The organism is Kitasatospora sp. NPDC008050, assembly GCF_042957465.1.
Lineage (GTDB): Bacteria > Actinomycetota > Actinomycetes > Streptomycetales > Streptomycetaceae > Kitasatospora.
Window position 1 is genome coordinate 203,168 of record NZ_JBIBIJ010000006.1, and the last position, 17,847, is coordinate 221,014.

17 protein-coding genes are annotated in these 17,847 nt (G+C 70.8%); 12 read left to right on the forward strand and 5 right to left on the reverse strand.

The features are described 5' to 3' along the window. Positions 1 to 24: 24 nt before the first annotated feature. Together tal and tkt are read right to left on the reverse strand one after the other, a co-directional pair. Positions 25 to 1,167 (reverse strand): transaldolase, encoded by a 1,143-nt coding sequence (tal, locus tag ACFZB9_RS14720; RefSeq protein ID WP_391447042.1) that lies wholly within the window; start codon positions 1,165 to 1,167, stop codon positions 25 to 27. 64 nt (positions 1,168 to 1,231) lie between these two features. Then, positions 1,232 to 3,331, reverse strand: coding sequence for a transketolase (gene tkt, locus ACFZB9_RS14725; RefSeq protein WP_391447044.1), 2,100 nt, complete (start codon positions 3,329 to 3,331; stop codon positions 1,232 to 1,234). A 426-nt stretch (positions 3,332 to 3,757) separates the two neighbouring features. On the opposite strand from tkt, the gene ACFZB9_RS14730 reads away from it, so the two are divergent. Together ACFZB9_RS14730 and ACFZB9_RS14735 are read left to right on the forward strand one after the other, a co-directional pair. After that, a complete protein-coding gene (locus ACFZB9_RS14730) occupies positions 3,758 to 4,705 on the forward strand; it encodes a heme o synthase (RefSeq protein ID WP_391447045.1) in 948 nt (315 codons plus the stop codon). Between the two features lie 187 nt (positions 4,706 to 4,892). Beyond that, positions 4,893 to 5,228, forward strand: coding sequence for a hypothetical protein (locus ACFZB9_RS14735; RefSeq protein ID WP_391447047.1), 336 nt, complete (start codon positions 4,893 to 4,895; stop codon positions 5,226 to 5,228). Positions 5,229 to 5,345: 117 nt separating this feature from the next. Here the strand turns inward: ACFZB9_RS14735 and ACFZB9_RS14740 are convergent, their stop codons facing one another. Then, entirely contained in the window at positions 5,346 to 6,308 is a 963-nt protein-coding gene (locus ACFZB9_RS14740; protein ID WP_391447049.1) for a heme A synthase, read from the reverse strand. A gap of 158 nt (positions 6,309 to 6,466) precedes the next feature. Here ACFZB9_RS14740 and ACFZB9_RS14745 point away from each other — a divergent pair, with 158 nt between their 5' ends. Both ACFZB9_RS14745 and ACFZB9_RS14750 read left to right on the forward strand, forming a co-directional pair. Next, entirely contained in the window at positions 6,467 to 7,891 is a 1,425-nt protein-coding gene (locus ACFZB9_RS14745) for a choice-of-anchor A family protein (protein ID WP_391447050.1), read from the forward strand. A 333-nt stretch (positions 7,892 to 8,224) separates the two neighbouring features. After that, on the forward strand, positions 8,225 to 8,956 hold the full coding sequence (locus ACFZB9_RS14750; protein WP_391447051.1) for a hypothetical protein: 732 nt from the start codon (positions 8,225 to 8,227) through the stop codon (positions 8,954 to 8,956). Positions 8,957 to 9,065: 109 nt separating this feature from the next. Here ACFZB9_RS14750 and ACFZB9_RS14755 read toward each other — a convergent pair whose 3' ends face one another. Next, the gene (locus ACFZB9_RS14755) at positions 9,066 to 9,785 is read right to left on the reverse strand and encodes an ABC transporter permease (protein WP_391447393.1); all 720 of its coding nucleotides are present in this window, start codon (positions 9,783 to 9,785) and stop codon (positions 9,066 to 9,068) included. A 41-nt stretch (positions 9,786 to 9,826) separates the two neighbouring features. Beyond that, a complete protein-coding gene (locus tag ACFZB9_RS14760) occupies positions 9,827 to 10,771 on the reverse strand; it encodes an ABC transporter ATP-binding protein (RefSeq protein WP_391447053.1) in 945 nt (314 codons plus the stop codon). A gap of 178 nt (positions 10,772 to 10,949) precedes the next feature. On the opposite strand from ACFZB9_RS14760, the gene ACFZB9_RS14765 reads away from it, so the two are divergent. Genes ACFZB9_RS14765 through ACFZB9_RS14800 form a run of 8 tightly spaced genes read left to right on the forward strand, consistent with a single transcriptional unit; the run spans position 10,950 to position 17,806 of the window. Next, positions 10,950 to 11,807, forward strand: a complete 858-nt coding sequence (locus tag ACFZB9_RS14765; RefSeq protein WP_391447055.1) for a helix-turn-helix transcriptional regulator — start codon at positions 10,950 to 10,952, stop codon at positions 11,805 to 11,807. Then, positions 11,804 to 13,219: a Fe-S cluster assembly protein SufB gene (sufB, locus tag ACFZB9_RS14770; RefSeq protein ID WP_391447056.1), complete on the forward strand. Its 1,416-nt coding sequence runs from the start codon at positions 11,804 to 11,806 to the stop codon at positions 13,217 to 13,219. The genes ACFZB9_RS14765 and sufB overlap by 4 nt, the downstream gene beginning before the upstream one ends. A gap of 59 nt (positions 13,220 to 13,278) precedes the next feature. Next, positions 13,279 to 14,523, forward strand: a complete 1,245-nt coding sequence (gene sufD, locus ACFZB9_RS14775; protein WP_391447058.1) for a Fe-S cluster assembly protein SufD — start codon at positions 13,279 to 13,281, stop codon at positions 14,521 to 14,523. Then, positions 14,520 to 14,840: a non-heme iron oxygenase ferredoxin subunit gene (locus tag ACFZB9_RS14780; RefSeq protein ID WP_327066676.1), complete on the forward strand. Its 321-nt coding sequence runs from the start codon at positions 14,520 to 14,522 to the stop codon at positions 14,838 to 14,840. Before sufD ends, ACFZB9_RS14780 begins: the two co-directional genes overlap by 4 nt. A gap of 2 nt (positions 14,841 to 14,842) precedes the next feature. Beyond that, positions 14,843 to 15,607, forward strand: a complete 765-nt coding sequence (gene sufC, locus ACFZB9_RS14785; protein WP_391447060.1) for a Fe-S cluster assembly ATPase SufC — start codon at positions 14,843 to 14,845, stop codon at positions 15,605 to 15,607. Positions 15,608 to 15,645: 38 nt separating this feature from the next. Then, the gene (locus tag ACFZB9_RS14790) at positions 15,646 to 16,893 is read left to right on the forward strand and encodes a cysteine desulfurase (RefSeq protein ID WP_391447395.1); all 1,248 of its coding nucleotides are present in this window, start codon (positions 15,646 to 15,648) and stop codon (positions 16,891 to 16,893) included. 16 nt (positions 16,894 to 16,909) lie between these two features. Then, positions 16,910 to 17,362, forward strand: a complete 453-nt coding sequence (gene sufU, locus ACFZB9_RS14795; protein WP_391447062.1) for a Fe-S cluster assembly sulfur transfer protein SufU — start codon at positions 16,910 to 16,912, stop codon at positions 17,360 to 17,362. A 36-nt stretch (positions 17,363 to 17,398) separates the two neighbouring features. Then, complete coding sequence (locus ACFZB9_RS14800) at positions 17,399 to 17,806, forward strand: metal-sulfur cluster assembly factor (RefSeq protein ID WP_391447064.1); 408 nt, start codon at positions 17,399 to 17,401, stop codon at positions 17,804 to 17,806. The last annotated feature ends 41 nt before the right edge of the window (positions 17,807 to 17,847 follow it).

Sequence of the window (17,847 nt, forward strand, 5' to 3'; positions counted from 1 at the left end):
TTCGATGCGTCGTGCGAGCGGGTGTCACTTGCCGTCGGAGAAGGAGGCCAGCGAGGCCGTCACGGTGTCCAGCAGCTCCTGCCAGGAGATCTCGAACTTGGAGACGCCCTCGTCCTCCAGGACCTGGACGACGTCGTCGTAGTCCACGCCGGCCGCGGCCAGCGCGTCCAGCACACCCTGGGCGTCGGCGTAGGCGCCGGTGATGGTGTCACCGGTGACCTGGCCGTGGTCGCCGGTGGCGTTCAGGGTGGCCTCGGGCATGGTGTTGACGGTGCCCGGCGCGACCAGCTCGGTCACGTACAGGGTGTCCGGCAGGGCCGGGTCCTTGACACCGGTGGAGGCCCACAGCGGGCGCTGCGGCTTGGCACCGGCCGCCTCCAGGGCGGTCCAGCGGGCGCCGGCCGGCTTCTTGCCGTCCACCGAGCCGAAGACCTCCTCGTACGCCTGGTAGGCCAGGCGGGCGTTGGCCAGCGCGGCCTTGGAGCGCAGCTTGACGGCGTCGCCGCCGATGGCCTCCAGGCGCTTGTCGATCTCGGTGTCCACCCGGGAGACGAAGAAGGAGGCGACCGACTCGATCGAGGACAGGTCGATGCCCTTGGCCTTGGCCTGCTCCAGACCGGTCAGGTAGGCGTCGATCACGGCCTTGTAGCGCTCCAGCGAGAAGATCAGCGTGACGTTGACGCTGATGCCCTTCGCGATGACCTCGGTGATCGCCGGCAGGCCGGCCTTGGTCGCGGGGATCTTGATGAACACGTTGGGACGGTCCACCAGCCACCACAGCTGCTTGGCCTCGGCCACGGTGGGCGCGGTCTGGTGGGCCAGGCGCGGGTCCACCTCGATGGAGACCCGGCCGTCGCGGCCGTTGCTGGCGTCATAGACCGGGCGCAGCACGTCGGCGGCGTCCCGCACGTCCGAGGTGGTGATCATGCGGATCGCCTCGTCGGTGGTGACCTCGCGCACCGCCAGGTCGCGCAGCTGCGCGTCGTAGGAGGTGTCGCCGCTGCCGGCGATGGCCTTCTGGAAGATGGTCGGGTTGGTGGTGACGCCGACCACGTGCATGGTCTGCACGAGCTCGGCCAGGTTGCCGCTGTTCAGGCGGGTGCGGCTGAGGTCGTCCAGCCAGATCGCCACGCCTTCGTCGCTGAGGCGCTTCAATGCGTCAGTCATGCTGTTCAGTCCTTAGGTCTATCGGAAAATCACTCAGGAATCGGAGGCGGCTGGGCCGCCGCACTCAGCGGTTGACGGCTTCCAGCGAGCGCAGCGACTTGTGCGCCGCGTGCGCCACGGCCTCCGCCGTGATGCCGAACTCCTGGTAGAGCACCTTGAAGTCGGCCGAGGCGCCGAAGTGCTCCAGGCTGATGATCTGCCCGTGGTCGCCGACCAGCTCGCGCCAGCCCTGGGCGATTCCGGCCTCGACCGAGACGCGGGCCTTGACGGTGGGCGGCAGCACCTGGTCGCGGTAGGCCTGGTCCTGCTCGTTGAACCACTCGACGGACGGCATCGAGACGACCCGGGTCGGGATGCCCTCCGCCTCCAGGGTCTCGCGGGCCTGGACGGCCAGCTGCACCTCGGAGCCGGTGCCGATGAGGATCACCTGCGGGGCGTTGTCCGAGGCCTCGGCCAGCACGTAGCCGCCGCGCGCGGTGCCCTCGGCGGAGCCGAAGGTCTCGCGGTCGTAGGTCGGCACGCCCTGGCGGGTCAGCGCCAGGCCCACCGGGCCGGGGTGGCTGGTGTGGCGCTCCAGGATGGTGCGCCAGGCGACCGCCGTCTCGTTGGCGTCGCCGGGGCGGACCACCGACAGGCCCGGGATGGCGCGCAGCGCGGCCAGGTGCTCGACCGGCTGGTGGGTCGGGCCGTCCTCGCCCAGGCCGATCGAGTCGTGCGTCCAGACGTAGGTGACCGGCAGCTTCATCAGCGCGGCCAGGCGGACCGCCGGGCGCATGTAGTCGGAGAACACCAGGAAGGTGCCGCCGAAGACGCGGGTCCTGCCGTGCAGCGCGATGCCGTTCATGGTCGAGCCCATGGCGTGCTCGCGGATGCCGAAGTGGATCGTCCGGCCGTAGGGGCTAGCGCCCTTGAGCGGGTTGCCCACGGGCAGGAAGGAGCTGCCCTCGTCGATCGTGGTGAGGTTGGACTCCGCGAGGTCGGCCGAGCCGCCCCACAGCTCCGGGATCACCGCGCCGAGCGCCTTGAGCGTGTCACCGCTGGCCTTGCGGGTGGCGACGTCCTTGCCGGCCGGGAAGGACGGCAGCTCCTTGCGCCAGCCGTTCGGCAGCTCGCCGGCCTGGATCCGGTCGAACTCCGCGGACCGGGTGGGGTTGGCGGTGCGCCAGGCGGTGAAGGACTTCTCCCACTCGGCGCGGGTGGCCTTGCCGCGCTGGATCACCGCGCGGGCGTGGCTGAGCACCGCGTCGGAGACCTCGAAGGTGCGCTCGGGGTCGAAGCCCAGGACCTTCTTGGTGGCGGCGATCTCGGCGTCGCCGAGCGCGGAGCCGTGCGCCTTGGCGGTGTTCTGCGCGTCCGGGGCGGGCCAGGCGATGATGGTGCGCATCGCGATCATGGACGGGCGCGAGGTCTCGGCCTTGGCGGCGTCCAGCGCGGCGGCCAGTGCCTGCACGTCGACGTCACCGTTCGCCTTGGGCGTCACGCGCTGCACGTGCCAGCCGTAGGCCTCGTAGCGGGCCAGCACGTCCTCGGAGAAGGCGGTGTGGGTGTCGCCCTCGATCGAGATGTGGTTGTCGTCGTAGAGCGCGACCAGGTTGCCGAGCTTCTGGTGGCCGGCCAGCGAGGAGGCCTCGGCGGAGATGCCCTCCTCCAGGTCGCCGTCGGAGACGATGGACCAGATGGTGTGGTCGAACGGGGAGGCGCCCTCGGCGGCCTCGGGATCAAAAAGCCCACGCTCGTAGCGGGCGGCCATCGCCATGCCCACCGCGTTGGCGATGCCCTGGCCGAGCGGGCCGGTGGTGGTCTCCACGCCGGCCGTGTGGCCGTGCTCGGGGTGACCGGGGGTGCGGCTGCCCGCGACCCGGAAGGACTTCAGGTCGTCCAGCTCAAGGCCGTAGCCGGCGAGGAAGAGCTGGGTGTACAGCGTCATGCTGGTGTGGCCCGGGGACAGGACGAAGCGGTCGCGCCCCGCCCAGTTCGGGTCCGTGGGGTCGTGCCGCAGGAAGCGCTGGAAAATGAGGTAGGCCGCGGGGGCGAGGGCCATCGCCGTCCCCGGGTGCCCGTTCCCGACCTTCTGTACCGCATCCATGGCCAGGACCCGGGCGGTGTCGACCGTCCGCTCATCCAGCTCGGACCACTCGATTACGTTCGTCGGCGTCGTGCTCACCCTTCTCAGGGCTCCTTCCGTATTGAGGTGTGACCCCGTGAAGGGACCGGGTCGGCCACGACACTGTGGGCCTGACGCATGTTCGGTAGTGCCGGTCACGGAGGGTTTCCCGCTTCTCCGGGCGAGCCTACCGCCCAGCCCGGGGCGTGCCTTCCGTACGGGGAGAACCCGGAGTTTCGTGACCCGATTCCCATGTGTACTGAGTGCAGTGCGCCGCTGCCACCGGAACCACCTTGACCCGGTTTGTCCGGTGCCGCCCTTCGGTGAACTGGGCAGTTCACCCACGGGGGTGCGGCCCGGCCCCGTCAGCGGACCCCGCGGCGGATCGGGATCTATGCACCGTCTAAGGTGGCGTGGTACGCGCAGGTGAACGGATTCACGAGCAATCGACCCGTGGACGCCTGCGAAGTTTCATCTTCAGTTGGGGTGTTCGTGACCGCCGTCGAATCCCGCTCCGACGGGGTCCTCGGGGCGACCCCCGCGCGTCGGCCGCTCAGGGCCCGTGTCGGGGCATTTGTCGCACTGACCAAGCCTCGGATCATCGAGCTGCTGCTGATGAGCACGGTTCCGGTGATGTTCCTGGCGAAGCGCGGGGTGCCCAACCTCTGGCTGGTGCTGGCGGTCGTCATCGGGGGTTACCTCTCCGCGGGTGGCGCCAACGCGCTCAACATGTACATCGACCGCGACATCGACGCGGTGATGAGCCGCACCGAGCACCGGCCGCTGGTGACGGGGATGGTGTCGCCGCGCGAGGCGGTGGTCTTCGGCATCAGCCTGGGCGTGATCTCCACGCTCTGGCTGGGATTCCTCGTGAACTGGCTGGCCTCCGGGCTGGCGCTGGCGGGACTGCTCTTCTACGTCTTCGTCTACACCCTCGGGCTCAAGCGCCGCACCGCGCAGAACATCGTCTGGGGCGGCATCGCCGGCTGCATGCCGGTGCTGGTCGGCTGGGCGGCGGTGACCGGCTCGCTGAGCCTGGCGCCGTTCGTGCTCTTCCTGGTGATCTTCTTCTGGACGCCGCCGCACTACTGGCCGCTGTCGATGAAGGTCCGGGAGGACTACGAGAAGGCCGGCGTGCCGATGCTGCCGGTGACCGCGGGCAACCTCGCGGTCGCCCGACAGATCGTCATCTACTCCTGGGTCATGGTGGTCGTCTCGCTGGCACTCTGGCCGCTGGCGCACACCAGCTGGCTCTACCCCGTCAGCGCCGTGGTGCTCGGCGCCCTCTGGCTCAAGGAGGCGCACGGCCTGTACGCGCGCGCCAAGGCCGGGCTGGCGGGGGCCAAGCTCAAGGAGATGCGGCTGTTCCACTGGTCGATCACCTATCTGACGCTGCTGATGGTGGCGATCGCGATCGACCCGTTCCTGCGGTAGGGCTTGTCGCACAAAGCCCTGGCGGCCCGCCCGCCACGAGTGCTCGGCCGACGGCCCCGGAGTGTCAACGACACGCCGGGGCCGTCGGCGTATCGCGGGGCCGCGCGGGCGGATGCGGCCCGGGTGTGGCCCGCGGCACATCGCGAAGCCGTCGCCAGCTGGGCTACCCGTGGGTAGCATGCCGGACATGAGCAGCGCAGAGACCCCCGCAGCCGCCGCCGATGCCCGGACCGAGCGTCGGGCCAAGCGCATCGCCAAGCACCTGACGGCCTTCAGCAAGCAGCACGGCGGCAACGCCGACGGCGTGGTGGAGTACGTGGGTGCGGTGGCGACCCGGATCGTGCTGGTGGGTCAGGACGGCGCCTGGGGCGACCAGGTGGCGCCCAGCTACGCCGTCGGCCGCCGGGCCGTCGAGCTGGCCGGGATCACGCTGCACGACTCCTTCGAGGGCGAGCTCGCCCTGAAGGTACGGACCGGACCGTACGAGTGGAAGCGGATGGCGGGTATCCAGCTCGGCGGCTGACCCCCGTCCGGTACGGCTCCCGGTTCGAAGGCGAAGGCCCCGGCCCCCCGGTGCGGTGGGGGTCGGGGCCTTCGCGGTCCTGTGCTGGGCGGTCGCTGCGCCGTGCCGTGGCTGTGCTCAGGCCGCCACGGTGTCCTGCGGGGTCTGGGCGGGCAGGGCGGCGGCGGGCTCCTCGTCGCGGGTGCGCAGCGCCAGCGGGATCCGCAGCGCGGCGATCCAGACCAGCGCGGCGCCCAGCATGTGGATGCCGACCAGCAGCTCCGGCGCGTCGGTGAAGTACTGCACGAAGCCCAGCAGGCCCTGTGCCATCAGCACCACGAACAGCTCCCGGGCCCGGGCCCGGGCGGCCGGGGGAGCCTTGACGGCGGCCAGCACGAAGATCACCGCGAGCGACAGCCCGATCGTCACGCAGGCGAAGTCGGTGTGCAGCTGGGCCAGCCGGTCGTAGCTGATCGGCACCCGTGGAACGTCGCTGGAGTCGCCCGGGTGGTGGCCCGCGCCGGTCACCAGGGTGCCGGCCACCACCAGTGCGCCCGTGGCGGCCACCAGCACGTGGCTCAGCTGCCGGACCGGGCCGGTGACCAGCGGCCGGGGCGGCCCGTCGCCCTCCTTGGCCCGCTCCCAGGTCAGCACCGCCACCCAGACCAGGGCCAGTGCCGAGAGCATGTGGCAGGCCACCACGTACGGGTTGAGCTTGACCAGCACGGTGATCCCGCCGAGCACGGCGTTGCTCATCACCACCCAGAACTGCCACCACCCCAGCCGGGTCAGCGACCGCCGCCACGGCTTCGCGCAGCGCGCCGCCAGGATGGCCCAGCCGATCGCCGCGCAGAGCACGTAGGTGAGCATCCGGTTGGTGAACTCGATGATCCCGTGCACGCCCATCGCGGGGGTGGGGGTGACGCTGTCCCCGGTGCAGGTCGGCCAGGTCCGGCAGCCGAGGCCGGAGCCGGTCAGGCGGACCGCGCCGCCGGTGACCACGATGACCACGCTCATCACCAGCGCGGCGAGGGCGGCACGCCGCACCGTGGTGGCGGACGGGTGCCAGCGTTCGGCGAGCTGGGAGAAGGGATTGAACACGGATTCATCCTAGGTTGCGCTGTTGCCGATCTTGCGGCGGGGGCGTCCTGCCGAGTCGGCGCGCCGCGTGGGGCGGCCCGGGACCGCAAAGACGACTGTTGGGACGGATCGGACATTGGTCTTGACCAATGCCGGAGATCGTCGACAGAGTGCGCGGCATGCGCATATCTGTCCCCATCTCGGCCCTGGCGCTCGGCGGTTCGCTCGCCCTGGGCGTGCTCGTCGCGCCGGTCGCCGTCGCCGCTCCCGCCTCGCCCGCTTGCCAGAGCTTTGGAGTGGCCGGCCAGTACGGCGAGTTCATCGAGGGCGATGACACCCACGCGCCGGACGCCGAAGGGGCGGTCGCGGTCGGCGGGAACGCCGACTTCAGCGGCGGCTTCAGCGTCGGCCAGGAGCTGACGGACGCCCAGGTGCAGGCACTGCCGGGCGGCAATGCGCTGGTGGTGGGCGGAAACATCACGGTGGGTGGCGGCAGTACCGAGGTGATGAAGGGCAACGGCGTCTACGCCGGGCAGAAGATCGGCGGCGGCCGCCTGGAGGGCCACACCGGCACGGTGACCCACGGCCCCTCGCCGATCGACTTCGCCGCCGAGTTCGCCGAGCTGCGCCGGCTCTCCACCGGGCTCGCCGCGCAGGGCGCCACCGCGGGCACCACGGTGACCGCCGAGGGGCAGGGCGGCGGTGCCACGCTGACGCTGAGCGGGACCAACGCCTCGTACAACAGCTTCGTGGTGAGCGCGGCCCAGTTGCAGGGCGCCAAGGCGATCCGGGTGCAGGTCCCGGCCGGGGCCACCGCGGTGGTCAACGTGACCGGTGACGGCTACGACTCGCGGGCGGCCGGCACCACCTCGCTCTGGCTCTGGGACCACGCCAAGCGGAGCTGGGTCGAGGACGACAAGCTGCAGAGCGCCGACGGCGGGGCGGTGCGCGCCGCGCTGCTGTGGAACTTCCCGACCGCCGGCACGGTGGTCAAGAACAGCGCGCTGGCCTGGGCGGGCAGCATCCTGGCCCCGAACGCGGCCTTCGACCTGGGCAGCGGCGGCCCGGTCAACGGCTCGGTGATCGCGCACTCGCTGACCGGCAGCGGGGGAGCGGAGACCCACCACTACCCGTTCACCGCCTGCCTGCCGACCCCCGGCGGGCCCTCGGTGCCGCCGACCGCTCCGGTCACGGGGCCGGCGACCGCGCCCGCGACCGCGCCCGCGCCGGCCACCTCGCCGGTGACCGCTCCGGCGACCGGCCCGTCGGCCGGTGGCGGTACGCCGAGTGCGCCGGCCACCGCCGCGGGGGTCGCGCCGACGGGGCCGGCCGGGTCGTCCGGTGCTCCGAGCGGGCACCCCTCGGCCGGCGGCAGCGCCCCGGCCGGCGCGAGCCCCGCTCCGAGCGGCAGCGCGAGCGGGGTGCTTCCGGTGGGTGCGACCGGTGGTAGCCCGAGCCCGGCGCCCGCGGCGCCCGCGCACGGCGGACTCGCTTTCACGGGCGCCGCCGGTGTGATCCCGCTGACCGTCGGGGGCGTACTGGTACTCGGGGCGGGCACGGGGATCGTGATCGCGACCCGTCGCCGGGCGGCCAGGAAGGCCTGACCCTTCGCCGGCCATTTCGACTTGTCCTGAACCGGCCCCCCGGTGATCGACGTGTATCACCGGGGGGCCGGCCCATTTCTCGAACACGAGGGAGAAGGCGGGAGAAAGGTTCGCCGGGGTGCAGGAACGTTGCTCCCGGTGAATCACGAGGTCAGCTCCGTCAGCACGCCAACGTTGCCATGGACAGGCGGAATTCAGCCGTTCGGTGGGGGTGGTGTGCGGGCCGTGGGCCGGTAGAGTCCCCCGCACCAGGTGTAGCCGGTCGCTCACAGATCATCCAACGGTCCATCAACGACTGTGCTGCACAGCCTCATTCGGAAGGATCATCAAGTTATGGCGCGACAAGGGCGGATAACCGGCCGAGTGCTCGCCGGGGCGGCGGCGATCGCGGTGGTCGCCTCGGGAGCGCTGGCCACCAGCGCCTCGGCGCACGTCCCCTCGATCACGGCCACCTGTTCGACGGTCACCGTCGACCTGAAGGACTACAACGCCAAGGCCCAGAACACGGTCAGTGTTTCGCTGGCCGGCAAGCAGCTGGTCAACCTGCAGACCTTCGGTGCGACTTTCCACCAGGTGTTCCAGGTGCCCGCACACACCTCCGCCGAGGAGGCGGAGCTGGTTGTCTACACCTCGGAGGACCCCAAGGGCGACAACCACTGGACGGGCAACTGGAAGGTCACGGTGCCGGTCTGCGAGACCCCGCCGCCCACCCCGCCGGTGAGCCCGACCCCGCCGGCCAGCCCCACCCCGAGCCCGAGCCACTCCGCGTCGAGCAGCCCGAGCCCGACCACCCCGGCGCCGACCACCCCGGCACCGACCAAGCCGGCGCCGACCACCCCGGCTGCGAGCCCCACCCCGGCCGCGTCGGTCAGCGCCTCGCCGACGGTGGCCCCGGTCACGGCGACCACTCCGGCGGCGCCCAAGCCGAGCAGCACCTCGCCTTCGCTGGCCTTCACCGGCGGTGGCAGCTCGGCGGGTCCGATCGCGGCCGCGGGTGCGGCAGTGATCGCGCTCGGTGGCGGCCTGCTCTTCATGGCCCGCCGCAAGAAGGCCGCTCGTCACTGACGCGCAGGCCTGAGTAAGCGCTGAGGGGGTGGGGACCGGATCCGGTCCCCACCCCCTCGGTCGTCCGCCCGCCGGAGCCGATCACTCCCGGCGGTCTACTCCCGGCGGTCTACTCCCAGCGGAAGAACCGCGCGGCCGCGGCCAGCGCGAGCACCGCCCAGCCGGCCAGGATCCCGAGGTCCGACCAGGGCACTCCGGCGCCGTTCTGCAGCACCGAGCGCAGCCCGTCCGAGAGCGCGCTGATCGGCAGCAGGTCGAGCGCCCCGCGCACCGCGCCGGGGAACTTCGACAGCGGCACGATGACCCCGCCGGCCAGCAGCAGCAGGATGAAGACCAGGTTGGCGGCGGCCAGCGTGGCCTCGGCCTTCAGGGTGCCGGCCATCAGCAGCCCGAGCCCGGAGAAGGCGGCGGTGCCGAGCACCAGCAGCGCGAGCACCGAGAACGGGTCGCCGTGCGGCGACCAGCCCAGTGCCAGCGCGATCACCGACAGCAGGGCGACCTGGAGGACCTCGGTGACCAGCACGCAGCCGGTCTTGGCGGCCAGCAGCGTCCAGCGCGGCAGCGGGCTGGCGCCGAGCCGCTTGAGCACGCCGTAGCGGCGCTCGAAGCCGGTGGCGATGGCCTGTCCGGTGAAGGCGGTGGACATCACCGCGAGTGCCAGCAGGCCCGGGGCCAGGAAGTCGACCCGCTTGCCGGGTCCGGTCACCGAGACCACGTCCACGGCGCTGAAAAGCACCAGCAGCACGGTCGGGATCACCACGGTGAGCAGCAGCTGCTCGCCGTTGCGCAGCAGCATCTTCGTCTCGAAGGCGGTCTGCGCGAGCAGCATCCGGTGGACGGGGGCGGCGCCGGGCCGCGGTGCATAGGTACTCACGAGCGCAGATCCCGTCCGGTCAGTTCGAGGAAGACGTCTTCGAGGCTGCGCCGCTGCACGGTCAGCTTCTCGGGCAGTACGCCGGCGTCGGCGCACCAGGCGGTCACGGTGGCGACCAGCCTGGGGTCCATCGGGGCCTCGACGCGGTAGCTGCCGGGCGCCAGTTCGACGGCCGACGCGCCGTCGGGGAGCACCTTGGTGAGCGCGCCCAGGTCGAGTCCGGCGGGCCCCTGGAAGTGCAGGCTGCTCTCGGCGCCGCCCCGGCAGAGCTCCTCGGGGCTGCCGGTGGCGATCACCCGGCCGTGGTCGACGATGGCGACGGCGTCGGCGAGCTGCTCGGCCTCGTCCATGTAGTGGGTGGTGACCACCACGGTGACGCCGTCCCGGCGCAGGTCGCGGACCAGCTCCCAGGTGGCGTGCCGGGCCTGCGGGTCCAGGCCCGCGGTCGGCTCGTCCAGGAAGACCAGCTCGGGGCGGCCGACCACGGCCATCGCGAGCGCGAGCCGCTGCTGCTGGCCGCCGGAGAGCCGGCGGTAGGTGGTGCGGCCGGTGGAGCCCAGGCCCAGGCGCTCGACCAGGGCGTCCACGTCCAGCGGGTGGGCGTGCAGCCTGGCGGTGTGCCGGAGCATCTCGACGGCCCGGGCGCCGGCGTAGACACCACCCGATTGGAGCATCACGCCGATCCGGGGTCGCAGCTCGCCGGCCTGCCGGACCGGGTCGAGGCCGAGGACCCGCACCGTGCCCGCGTCGGGGCGGCGGTAGCCCTCGCAGGTCTCGATGGTGGTGGTCTTGCCGGCGCCGTTGGGTCCGAGCACGGCGGTGACGGTGCCGCGCTCGATACGCAGGTCGAGGCCGTCCACCGCGGCCACCGCCTTTGAGATGGACCCAGTGCCGTACCGCTTGACCAGCCCGGTGATCTCGACGGCGGGTGAGTTCTGCATACCGGCGAGTGTAGGAGGCCCGCTCAGGGGGGTCGGACGGCGACCCGGCTTGATCGTTCACGCAGGTCGGAATGATCTTTTGTGCAGGTCAGGTAAGGCTTACCTGCGTGACCGATCCCACCACTGAGGCGTGGATCACGGCTTGTTCGACCGGAAGTAATTACGCAACAATGGTGTTGTGAAAAACATCCGCGAGCACTCGCAGGACCTGGAGGCCGAGTCGGCCCCCAGTTCGCCGGTGCCCGCGACCTCGGCGGAGGTGCTGCTGGATGGCCACCGGGCCACCCGCGACCGGGTCGCCCGGTCGATCCTGGACCACGGCCCCTCCTCCGCCGCCGATCTTGCCAGCCGGCTCGGCCTGACCGCCGCGGCCGTCCGTCGCCACCTGGACGGCCTGGCCGCCTCGGGGCTGGTCGAGTCCCGCGAGCAGCGGGTGTACGGCAGCCGTGGCCGTGGCCGTCCGGCCAAGGTCTTCGCGCTCACCGAGTGCGGCCGGGACGCCTTCTACCAGGCCTACGACCAACTGGCCGCCGATGCGCTGAGCTGGATCGCCGAGGCGGTCGGCGGCGGCAAGGCGGGCGAGGAGGCGGTCGCCGCCTTCGCCCGGGCCCGGTTCGGCAAGCAGGGGCAGAGGTATCTGGGCGCTCTGGCGCAGGCCTCGGCCGACCAGCGCACCGAGGCACTCGCCGAGGCCCTGAGTGCCGACGGGTACGCTGCCACGGTGCGCAGAGTGCCCTCCGCCGGTCGGGCCGCCAAGGCCCCGGCCGGCGCCCAGCTCTGCCAGCACCACTGCCCGGTGGCGCACATCGCCGAGCAGTTCCCCCAGCTCTGCGAGGCGGAGACCGAGGTCTTCTCCCAGCTGCTGGGCACCCACGTACAACGGCTGGCCACCATCGCCCACGGCGACGGGGTCTGCACCACCTATGTGCCGGCACCCGGTGCCGCACCGTCGCCCGCTCCGGGCACCGGTGCAGCGCCGACTGCCGGTACGTCCACCGAACCACCCGCTACGTCCGCGCGGAGGAACCCCGCATGACTGACACCGTTTCCCACCCGGAGCTCGAGGGTCTGGGCACCTACGAGTACGGCTGGTCGGACCCCGACGCGGCCGGCTCGGTGGCCAAGCGCGGCCTGAGCGAGGAGGTCGTCCGCGACATCTCGGCGAAGAAGTCCGAGGCGGAGTGGATGCTCAACCTGCGCCTCAAGGGTCTGAAGCTGTTCGAGAAGAAGCCCATGCCGACCTGGGGTTCGGACCTGTCCGGCATCGACTTCGACAACATCAAGTACTTCGTGCGCTCGACCGAGAAGCAGGCGGAGTCCTGGGAGGACCTGCCCGCCGACATCAAGGCGACCTACGACAAGCTCGGCATCCCGGAGGCGGAGAAGCAGCGCCTGGTCGCGGGTGTCGCCGCCCAGTACGAGTCCGAGGTCGTCTACCACCAGATCCGCGAGGACCTGGAGGAGCAGGGCGTGATCTTCCTCGACACGGACACCGCGCTCAAGGAGCACCCGGAGCTCTTCAAGGAGTACTTCGGCACCGTGATCCCGGTCGGCGACAACAAGTTCGCCTCGCTGAACACGGCCGTGTGGTCCGGCGGTTCGTTCATCTACGTGCCGAAGGGCGTGCGCGTGGACATCCCGCTGCAGGCCTACTTCCGGATCAACACCGAGAACATGGGCCAGTTCGAGCGGACGCTGATCATCGTCGACGAGGACGCCTACGTCCACTACGTCGAGGGCTGCACCGCGCCGATCTACTCCTCGGACTCGCTGCACAGCGCCGTGGTGGAGATCATCGTCAAGAAGGGCGGCCGCTGCCGCTACACGACCATCCAGAACTGGTCGAACAACGTCTACAACCTGGTGACCAAGCGGGCCGTGGCCTACGAGGGCGCGACCATGGAGTGGGTCGACGGCAACATCGGCTCCAAGGTCACCATGAAGTACCCGGCCGTCTACCTGATGGGCGAGCACGCCAAGGGCGAGACCCTGTCGATCGCCTTCGCGGGCGAGGGCCAGCACCAGGACGCCGGCGCCAAGATGGTGCACATGGCGCCGAACACCTCCTCCAACATCGTCTCCAAGTCGGTGGCGCGCGGTGGCGGCCGCACCTCCTACCGCGGTCTGATCGAGATCGGCGAGGGCTCCAAGGGCGCCAAGTCCAACGTGCTCTGTGACGCGCTGCTGGTGGACACCGTCTCCCGCTCGGACACCTACCCGTACGTGGACGTCCGCGAGGACGACGTGTCGATGGGCCACGAGGCGACCGTCTCCAAGGTCAGCGAGGACCAGCTCTTCTACCTGATGAGCCGCGGCATGACCGAGTTCGAGGCGATGGCGATGATCGTGCGCGGCTTCGTCGAGCCGATCGCGCGTGAGCTGCCGATGGAGTACGCGCTGGAGCTCAACCGGCTGATCGAGCTGCAGATGGAGGGCTCGGTCGGCTGACGTCCAGTCAGCTTCCCGGTCCTGCCCACACTTTGAGGAAGAGAGCAACACGAACAGCCATGGCTGACACGCCTATGAACACCGCCGGCTCCACCACCGCCGGGTCGATCGAGGTCGGTACCGCCGGTGCCGGCGCGCAGCTCGCGGGTCCCGGCACCGGCCGGGCCACCGTGCAGCAGCCGATCGACGCCCGCGTCGCGGTCAAGCCCTCGTACGACGTGAACGACTTCCCGGTGCCCACCGGCCGCGAGGAGGACTGGCGGTTCACCCCGCTGCACCGCCTGGCCGGCCTGCACGACGGCACCGCCGCCGAAGCGGCGGCGGTTGCCGCGGGCACCGACAAGGTCGAGTTCTCGCTGCCCGAGGGCGTCACCGCCGACCTCGTCGGCCGCGACGACGCGCGGATCGGCAAGGCCGGCAAGCCGGTCGACCGGGTCGCCGCGCAGGCGTTCAGCGGCTTCGAGCAGGCGCTGGTGGTCACCGTCCCCAAGGACGCGGTGCTCACCGAGCCGGTCAAGATCGACGTGCACGGCGAGGGCGGCGTCCGCTTCGCGCACGTGGTGATCGACGTCAAGCCGTTCGCCGAGGCGGTCGTGGTGCTGAACCACACCGGCACCGGCACCCGGGCCGCCAACGTGGAGCTGCTGCTCGGCGACGGCGCCAAGCTGACCTTCGTCTCGGTCCAGGACTGGGAGCGGGACGCGGTGCACGCCGCCCAGCAGACCGCGCTGATCGGCCGGGACGCCTCGCTCAAGTCCGTCGTGGTCACCTTCGGCGGCGACCTGGTGCGCATCCACCCGCGGGTCACCTACGCGGCCCCCGGCGGCGAGGCCGAGCTCTTCGGCCTCTACTTCGCGGACGCCGGCCAGCACCTGGAGCACCGCCTGCAGATCGACCACGACACCCCGCACTGCCGGTCCAACGTGGTCTACAAGGGCGCCCTGCAGGGCCAGGACGCGCACGCGGTCTGGGTCGGCGACGTGCTGATCCGTGCCGCCGCCGAGGGCACCGACACCTACGAGCACAACCGCAACCTGGTGCTCACCGACGGCGCCCGGGTCGACTCGATCCCGAACCTGGAGATCGAGACCGGCGAGATCGTCGGCGCGGGGCACGCCTCGGCGACCGGCCGCTTCGACGACGAGCAGCTCTTCTACCTGCAGTCGCGCGGCATCCCGCAGGAGGAGGCCCGCCGTCTGGTGGTGCGCGGCTTCTTCGCCGAGCTGGTGCAGCAGATCGGCGTGGCCGAGATCCACGACCAGCTGATGGCCAAGATCGAGGCCGAACTGGCAGGCGTGGCATGAGCTACCAGCGTGTCTGCTCGCTGAGCGAGCTGGGCGAGGACACCCCCAAGCGGGTGGAGCTGGGCGGCGGTCTGGCGATCTCCGTCGTGCGCACCGAGGGGGAGGTGTTCGCGATCAACGACATCTGCTCGCACGCGAACGTCTCGCTCTCCGAGGGCGAGGTCGAGGACTGCCGGATCGAGTGCTGGCTGCACGGCTCCACGTTCGACCTGCGCACCGGCAAGCCCTCGGGACTGCCCGCCACCCGGCCGGTCCCCGTTTACCCCGTCAAGATCGAAGGGGACGATGTGCTCGTCTCCGTCACCCAGGAGTCCTGAGCATGGCAACCCTTGAAATCCGTGACCTGCACGTCTCCGTCGAGACCGAGACCGGCCCCCGTGAGATCCTGCGCGGCGTCGACCTGACGGTCAAGCAGGGCGAGACCCACGCCATCATGGGCCCCAACGGCTCCGGCAAGTCCACCCTGGCCTACACCCTGGCGGGCCACCCGAAGTACACCGTCACCGGCGGCGAGGTGCTGCTGGACGGCGAGGACGTGCTCGCGATGTCGGTGGACGAGCGCGCCCGGGCCGGCGTCTTCCTGGCCATGCAGTACCCGGTCGAGGTCCCCGGCGTCTCGGTCTCCAACTTCCTGCGCACCGCGGCCACCGCGATCCGCGGCGAGGCCCCCAAGCTGCGTCACTGGGTGAAGGAGGTCAAGGAGGCCATGGCGACGCTCCAGATGGACCCCGCCTTCGCCGAGCGCAACGTCAACGAGGGCTTCTCCGGCGGCGAGAAGAAGCGCCACGAGATCCTCCAGCTGGAGCTGCTCAAGCCGAAGATCGCGATCCTGGACGAGACCGACTCGGGCCTCGACGTCGACGCGCTGCGCCAGGTGTCCGAGGGCATCAACCGGGTGCGCGCGACCGGCGAGGTCGGCACCCTGCTGGTCACCCACTACACCCGCATCCTGCGGTACATCAAGCCCGACTACGTTCACGTCTTCTCGGCCGGCCGGATCGTCGAGTCCGGTGGCGCCGAGCTGGCCGACAAGCTGGAGAACGAGGGCTACGAGGCTTACGTGAAGGGCGGCGCTTCCGAGTGACAATCCCTCGTACCGCGCAGAGCGGGGTCGGCTCGGCGCTGAGCGGCCTGCTCGACACCGACGCGATCCGCAAGGACTTCCCGATCCTGCAGCGCGTGCTGCACGACGGCAAGCCCCTGGTCTACCTGGACAACGCGGCCACCTCGCAGAAGCCCCGGCAGGTGCTGGAGGCGCTCAACGCGTACTACGAGCGGCACAACGCCAATGTGCACCGCGGCGTGCACGTGCTGGCCGAGGAGGCCACCGCGCTGTACGAGGGTGCCCGGGACAAGGTCGCGGCGTTCGTCAACGCGCCGAGCCGGGACGAGGTGATCTTCACCAAGAACGCCTCGGAGTCGCTCAACCTGGTTGCCAACATGCTCGGTTGGGCCGACGAGCCGTACCGCGTGGACGCGGACGCGGAGATCGTCATCACCGAGATGGAGCACCACTCCAACATCGTGCCGTGGCAGCTGCTCTCGCAGCGCACCGGCGCGAAGCTGAAGTGGTTCGGGCTGACCGACGAGGGCCGGCTCGACCTGTCCAACATCGAGCAGCTGATCACCGAGAAGACGAAGATCGTCTCCTTCACGCTGGTCTCCAACCTGCTGGGCACCGTCAACCCGGTCGAGGCGATCGTCCGCCGCGCCCAGGACGTCGGCGCCCTGGTGCTGATCGACGCCTCGCAGGCCGCCCCGCACATGGTGCTCGACGTGCAGGCACTGGAGGCAGACTTCGTCGCCTTCACCGGCCACAAGATGCTGGCTCCCACCGGCATCGGTGTGCTGTGGGGCCGCCAGGAGCTGCTGGAGGACCTGCCGCCGTTCCTCGGGGGTGGCGAGATGATCGAGACCGTCACCATGGGCTCGTCCACCTACGCCCCCGCGCCGCACAAGTTCGAGGCCGGCACCCCGCCGATCGCCCAGGCGGTCGGACTCGGCGCGGCCATCGACTACCTGTCCAACGTGGGCATGGAGCGGATCGCCGCACACGAGCACGCGATCACCGAGTACGCGGTCAACCGCCTGCAGGAGGTGCCGGACCTGCGGATCATCGGCCCGCGCACGGCCGTGGACCGCGGTGCCGCGATCTCCTTCGTGCTCGGCGACGTGCACCCGCACGACGTGGGCCAGGTGCTGGACGAGCAGGGCATCGCCGTGCGCGTCGGCCACCACTGCGCGCGGCCGGTCTGCCTGCGGTACGGAATTCCGGCGACCACGCGGGCGTCGTTCTACCTGTACTCGACGCCGGGCGAGGTCGACCAGCTGATCGACGGCCTGCACCACGTCCGCAACTTCTTCGGCTGAGGGGTGTGACGCCGCCATGAAGCTCGACTCCATGTACCAGGAGATCATCCTGGACCACTACCGCAACCCCCACGGCAAGGGGCTGCGCGACGGTGACGCCGAGGTCCACCACGTCAACCCGACCTGCGGTGACGAGATCACCCTGCGGGTCCGGCTGGACGGTCCGGTGGTCGCGGACATCTCCTACGAGTCGCAGGGCTGCTCGATCAGCCAGGCCAGCGCCTCGGTGCTGAACGACCTGGTGGTCGGCAGGACGGTCGGCGACGCGCAGGCCATCCAGGAGGCGTTCCTGGAACTGATGCAGAGCAAGGGCCAGGGCGAGGGCGACGAGGAGGTGCTGGAGGACGCGGTCGCGTTCGCCGGCGTCTCCAAGTACCCCGCCCGGGTCAAGTGCGCCCTGCTGAGCTGGATGGCCTGGAAGGACGCCACCGCGAAGGCGCTGGCCGAGCAGCCCGCCACCACCGACTGACCGGCTTACCGCCGACTTTCTGAGGACCGATTGCGTATGAGCGACACCGAGGCCGGCACCCCGGCCGCCGAGACCGAGGGCCGGGTCGAGGACCGGACCGAGGGCCCGACGGTCATCGTCGGCACCACGGCAGGCACCGTCTCCGTCGAGGACCTGACCGAGGCCCTGATGGACGTCGTCGACCCCGAGCTGGGCATCGACGTGGTCAACCTGGGCCTGATCTACGGCATCCACATCGACGAGTCCGACGTGGCCACCATCGACATGACGCTGACCTCCGCGGCCTGCCCGCTGACCGACGTCATCGAGGACCAGGCCAAGACCGCGACCGACGGACTGGTCCAGGACCTGCGGATCAACTGGGTCTGGATGCCGCCGTGGGGCCCGGACAAGATCACCGACGACGGGCGCGAGCAGCTGCGCGCACTGGGGTTCAACGTCTGACACCCGCACCGTGGTCAACCTGCTGCCGCGTGGCTCGCTCC

Coding starts and splice junctions, on each gene's coding strand:
- tal (WP_391447042.1), bottom strand. CDS start 1,167: ATGACTGACGCATTGAAGCGCCTCAGCGACGAAGGCGTGGCGATCTGG.
- ACFZB9_RS14735 (WP_391447047.1), top strand. CDS start 4,893: ATGAGCAGCGCAGAGACCCCCGCAGCCGCCGCCGATGCCCGGACCGAG.
- ACFZB9_RS14745 (WP_391447050.1), top strand. CDS start 6,467: ATGCGCATATCTGTCCCCATCTCGGCCCTGGCGCTCGGCGGTTCGCTC.
- ACFZB9_RS14750 (WP_391447051.1), top strand. CDS start 8,225: ATGGCGCGACAAGGGCGGATAACCGGCCGAGTGCTCGCCGGGGCGGCG.
- ACFZB9_RS14755 (WP_391447393.1), bottom strand. CDS start 9,785: ATGCTGCTCGCGCAGACCGCCTTCGAGACGAAGATGCTGCTGCGCAAC.
- ACFZB9_RS14760 (WP_391447053.1), bottom strand. CDS start 10,771: ATGCAGAACTCACCCGCCGTCGAGATCACCGGGCTGGTCAAGCGGTAC.
- sufB (WP_391447056.1), top strand. CDS start 11,804: ATGACTGACACCGTTTCCCACCCGGAGCTCGAGGGTCTGGGCACCTAC.
- sufD (WP_391447058.1), top strand. CDS start 13,279: ATGGCTGACACGCCTATGAACACCGCCGGCTCCACCACCGCCGGGTCG.
- ACFZB9_RS14780 (WP_327066676.1), top strand. CDS start 14,520: ATGAGCTACCAGCGTGTCTGCTCGCTGAGCGAGCTGGGCGAGGACACC.
- sufC (WP_391447060.1), top strand. CDS start 14,843: ATGGCAACCCTTGAAATCCGTGACCTGCACGTCTCCGTCGAGACCGAG.
- sufU (WP_391447062.1), top strand. CDS start 16,910: ATGAAGCTCGACTCCATGTACCAGGAGATCATCCTGGACCACTACCGC.
- ACFZB9_RS14800 (WP_391447064.1), top strand. CDS start 17,399: ATGAGCGACACCGAGGCCGGCACCCCGGCCGCCGAGACCGAGGGCCGG.